This window comes from Serratia sp. A07 (assembly GCF_058725505.1).
In genome coordinates this window covers 1-4175 of sequence record NZ_JBZXDO010000095.1, presented here as the reverse complement: position 1 = coordinate 4175, position 4175 = coordinate 1, and the positions used below count along the sequence as shown (strand labels likewise).

The following is a 4175-nucleotide window of genomic DNA, read 5'->3' as shown; positions in this document are numbered from 1 at the left end:
ATATTTTGGTTCATGCTTTAGCCTCCCGTGGGATGTCGGCATGATCAAACGGCAGGTAACGCACTATGTGAGCGCTGATATCTTGCCCGGTGCTGGCGCAGATGCAGCGCGCCAGGCGAATATCAAGTGACGCCAGAACGAAAGGCGGGTAACCGTCTTTCTCTTGTAATCGGGTGCTGGTCTCCGCGACCACATAGACGCTCTCGCACCCCCTGGGGCCGGAGGCCAGCAACGTCACCCAGGACGGCATCAGCCGGCCTTCAACCCAGGGATAAGAGGGGCGCGGGCTGGTCGATGGGCAGCTGAGCGCATACAGCCCGTTAAGCTCGCTCAAAACACCATCGAGGACGGCGCGGCGCAACGTGTCGATAAGTGCCATCGGCTTAATGCCGATGCGATCGGCAAGTTCGCTACAGGTCAGTCGCGGCGTAACATGAAGCAGTTCAAGAACCGTTTTCAGGTATGTCGTTGTCATTTTTGCTGCTCCTGTAACTTGGCTTCAGTGCGTTGCGCTTCACTGACGCAGTGTTGCGCCACCTGCCATAGTTGGCCGATAGCCCGGCGGATAAACTGCGCCGCCCGGCGTTTGTCGGCTGCGGTTCCGAATCCTCGGTGATAAAGAGCCTGCGCCTGCTCAATGTCGTCTAATGCGTAATTGAAGGTGCCGGCAATATTTGGTCTCAGTTCAGCTATCTCTGGTTCTGCTTGTGCCAGCAGGCGCTGCGAGAGGCGCGAGAGTTTGCGGTTTTTTTCGTCTTCCACCATCGACCTCAGTCCGTTAAAACGCAGTTGTCCGAGCATGATCTCGACATCGGCGGCCTCTTCGCACACTTGGCGAACGTTCTGGCCCTGCGAGAGGAAACGGCTCAGCGCGCCGGCCAACTCGCCGCACTCTTCGATGGTTTTTAATACCTGTTTGTCGTGGCCCCAGCGCGCCAGCGCGGCATCGTAAATTAAATGTTCATTCACTGACATAATATGTCCTCGGTAGAATTAGGCGCGCACGATCCCATGACGCGAGCGCCAATAATTAATAAATAATAAGTCGAATTTAAAATGCTATTATTCGTTGATTAATTACACCCCAGCATCTTGTTCAAAGGGAATAATCGCAAAATCCTCAATGCCCGTTTTAACGGTAATACCTGCGACACCACTCACGGCCGCAGGTTCGTTGAGAATAGCTTCCTTGTTAATTTCCTCTTTACGGCGAATAAACCGGTCAAGCCCTAAACGTAACAGGGTTTCAATCACTGAGTCCATGCCGCGGATACCCACCGACGGCGGGCGATTACGCCACTGCACCTCACCTGTCACCAGGTTAGCGCTTTTCGATTTGCCGTTGTTGGTCAACTCGGCACGATTGGCCTCACACCAAGCCTGTACGCCTTTTTGCAGCAAGTCGAGGTCTTTACGTATTTCATCAAGTTGTGGCGCGTATTGCTGGGTGATCGCGCCTATTTGGTCGTTCATCTGTGTTTCGAGGCGGATCATCTCGCGCTGCAAATCGCCAATCTTGCGAATATCGCAGGTAACGTCTTCCTTGGTTTGCGGTACGTATACCGCAGCAGCGCTCTTGATACGTTTAACTTTAGCGGCCATTTTTACTCCGATTAATGTGTGGTTGACGATGATTTATAAAACGAGCCTTTAGCCTCTACATCTCCAGCAGCCCTGCGTTTTTCCAGATAAAGGTCGCTGACGGCTTTAATGATGTCTGGAGCCGCTTTGTGCAGAATGGCGATAAGTTGCTCGGCATGGCCGGGATTATCGCGATTGAGTCCATCAACGCTGACATTGACATTCACAGGAATGCCGGTAACGCCAGCTTCTTTAACGAAGGTGGCCGGTGATTCATTAAATTCGAAAGTAATTTTAGGCATGGTTATTTAACCTCAAATAAGTGGCTTTAATGTAGTCAGAGAAATTTATGAGCGCGTCCAGCGCTTCTCGCTGGTTTGCGGCCTCAGGGATACCCGGAACCAGCATGTCGTCATTGATTCTGGAATGCCGGGCGCTAATCATCACTGCTTCCCGCAATGGTGCTTCCTCGCCGGAATAAATCGGCAGCGCACCATCAGGATATGTTGTACCGAACTCAATGAGTCCTGATGCCCAGGCATAAGCAAATATTTTTCTCATTCGTTACTTCCTTTTTTGCGCCCCGATAATTAACGGGATGATGATAAAAAACAGAATTACGATAAAATCGTCCTCGCTCATGGTCACTCCCAATACACCAGGCAGCCATGTACGCGAGCGGCATGTACGTGGCGGCGCAAGCCGTCAGTATCGACACAAATCTCGATGGTGCGATCGGCAATCGGATACGCCGGCGGCGTGATTTCCATCACAGGACGAACACGGCGGCGTTTTTCGCGTAATACCTGGGCGCCGGCGCCTTCGCACAGGTTGCGGGCAGCCTGAATAGCTTCAAACATGTTTAACATGGCGGCTCCCCTCTTTACGCACCTGGTCGAGTACGGGCTTTGACAAGTCAGCGGCATCTTCAACCAGCGTCTGCAGGGTACACGGGCCGTCTTCTGTCATGATCGCTGCACCGGACATCAGCACGCGATACAGGCACCAGAATAAGTACCAATGCTCCCGTTCGTGGCCCGGCGCCAGTTCAAACGACAGCTTCAGTCTTTCCCAGGTATCAACATCAAAGTAGGAGTTATTCATCCGTATCCGCTGATCGTCCGGCAGGCAATCCGCCAACAGGGCGTAACGGTCAAAGAAAACGGTATAACCACCGTGACTGCGGATGATCAGCAGGTAGTCCGGCAGCCCCTGCAGGGCCGTGGCATTGTCAGCAAAGCGGCGCAATGCCCGGATTTCCCGCCGTAACGCTAATTTGCTCATTGTGACGCTCCTTTTAATGGGTGTTAAACAGTTCGCTGTCGACGTTCAGTGCCTTGTAGGCGGTGCGAATGTCGTCCTCGGTCATAGTGCGGCCTTCGCCAGAGGCGGTGACATAGGCCAGGCGCAGCGTATGGTTCAGAATGCGCAATGCCCCGGTTTTTTCACCAATCCCCATGAGCAGTGCGCGCTCCTGTTCACCGCTGATTTCCCAGGCATCGGCAATCGCGCGAATATCGGCTTTTTTGGCCTTGAGAATGCGCTCAGGCTTGGCGATACGGCTAAATAGCCGCGCCAGTTCGACCGGCCGCCGACCGCCACCGGTCATTTGCGACAACGTGTGCAGGTTACCGATCAACACCATGCCGACCTGCGTGGCATCCTGAATGGAGCGCAGCTCTTCGAGCGTTTCCATCGTCAGGTGATCGGCTTCATCGACAATAACCAGCCCGGCGGTGCCGCGCAGGCGTTTGCGAATAGCGCGCGCCAGGTCACCTTTACGGCGCGGACAGCCCTCGATCCCCAGCGTATCCGCCAGCTCAACCAAGCATTCGGTGACGGTGGCGCAGGACGGGGCCGCGGTCATCAGCCAGACATTGGCCTTTTCGCTGTAACGGCGCGCGGACTCGGTCTTGCCCACGCCTGGGTTGCCCGCCACCACGCTGATACACTCCGCAAGCTGGGCATACTGAAACACCTTCCAAATTTGTTTCACGGTTTGAGTTTCCACGAAACGCGGCGGCTCAAACAGCGTGCTTTTCTGCTGGTGATCCGCCAGCCAGTCGGCCAGGGTCTGCGCTATCTTGTCGTTATTGCCTTTGTATTTGTTGTCGACGAACGCCGAGAGCGTTGCCGGGGAAATCCCGCAGCCGCGGGCGATCTGCTGCTGGGTCAGGCCTTCATTTTCAATAACCTGACTGATTTTGTTGCGTATGTCGTCTATCTGGTGCATAGTTCCTCCTGCATTTTCCTTGCACTCATGTTAACTAAGTATCCAAAGCCTGCCTCGCCGCAGGCTTTGTCATATCAGCGGGTTACGCTTCTTTTGCTGCTCTGCCAGCCAGTCCACGCCGCGCTGGAAACTCTCCTGACGCGCAGCGTCCTCTTCTTCGTCAATCTCTACGGCTTGCTTCACCGCCACGTTACCGACAGACCGGTAAACGTTGACCGGTAAGGGCGCATTCTCGGTGGGAGCCGGCAGGGTCTGGTTGTTCTCGGCCTCGGCCAGCGCCACCTTCTCTTCGCCACGTTTGCGCATCCCTTTGATGCGCTGCTGGCGGTTGTGGTATTCCGCCGTGACCGGGAAGGCCAGC

Annotated in this window: 8 protein-coding genes and 1 pseudogene; all 9 read right to left on the bottom strand. The window is 54.7% G+C overall.

Going from position 1 to position 4175, the window contains the following annotated elements:
- Positions 1-10: 10 nt before the first annotated feature.
- Positions 11-475, bottom strand: a complete 465-nt coding sequence (locus tag AC4PR2_RS27880; protein ID WP_492175918.1) for a winged helix-turn-helix domain-containing protein — start codon at positions 473-475, stop codon at positions 11-13.
- Positions 472-975 carry a hypothetical protein gene (locus AC4PR2_RS27875; RefSeq protein ID WP_492175917.1) on the bottom strand — a complete coding sequence of 168 codons (504 nt, stop codon included), beginning with the start codon at positions 973-975 and terminating at the stop codon, positions 472-474. The genes AC4PR2_RS27880 and AC4PR2_RS27875 overlap by 4 nt, the downstream gene beginning before the upstream one ends.
- 102 nt (positions 976-1077) lie before the next feature.
- Entirely contained in the window at positions 1078-1602 is a 525-nt protein-coding gene (locus AC4PR2_RS27870; protein WP_492175915.1) for a host-nuclease inhibitor Gam family protein, read from the bottom strand.
- Positions 1603-1613: 11 nt separating this feature from the next.
- Positions 1614-1883, bottom strand: coding sequence for a hypothetical protein (locus tag AC4PR2_RS27865; protein ID WP_492175914.1), 270 nt, complete (start codon positions 1881-1883; stop codon positions 1614-1616).
- Positions 1876-2142, bottom strand: coding sequence for a host nuclease inhibitor protein (locus AC4PR2_RS27860; protein WP_492175913.1), 267 nt, complete (start codon positions 2140-2142; stop codon positions 1876-1878). The genes AC4PR2_RS27865 and AC4PR2_RS27860 overlap by 8 nt, the downstream gene beginning before the upstream one ends.
- Positions 2143-2225: 83 nt before the next feature.
- Positions 2226-2450: a hypothetical protein gene (locus AC4PR2_RS27855; protein ID WP_492175912.1), complete on the bottom strand. Its 225-nt coding sequence runs from the start codon at positions 2448-2450 to the stop codon at positions 2226-2228.
- Positions 2434-2865 (bottom strand): hypothetical protein, encoded by a 432-nt coding sequence (locus tag AC4PR2_RS27850; protein WP_492175910.1) that lies wholly within the window; start codon positions 2863-2865, stop codon positions 2434-2436. Before AC4PR2_RS27850 ends, AC4PR2_RS27855 begins: the two co-directional genes overlap by 17 nt.
- A 13-nt stretch (positions 2866-2878) precedes the next feature.
- Positions 2879-3814 (bottom strand): AAA family ATPase, encoded by a 936-nt coding sequence (locus AC4PR2_RS27845; protein WP_492175909.1) that lies wholly within the window; start codon positions 3812-3814, stop codon positions 2879-2881.
- A gap of 69 nt (positions 3815-3883) precedes the next feature.
- A pseudogene (locus tag AC4PR2_RS27840) lies at positions 3884-4175 on the bottom strand (Mu transposase C-terminal domain-containing protein); the annotation flags it as partial.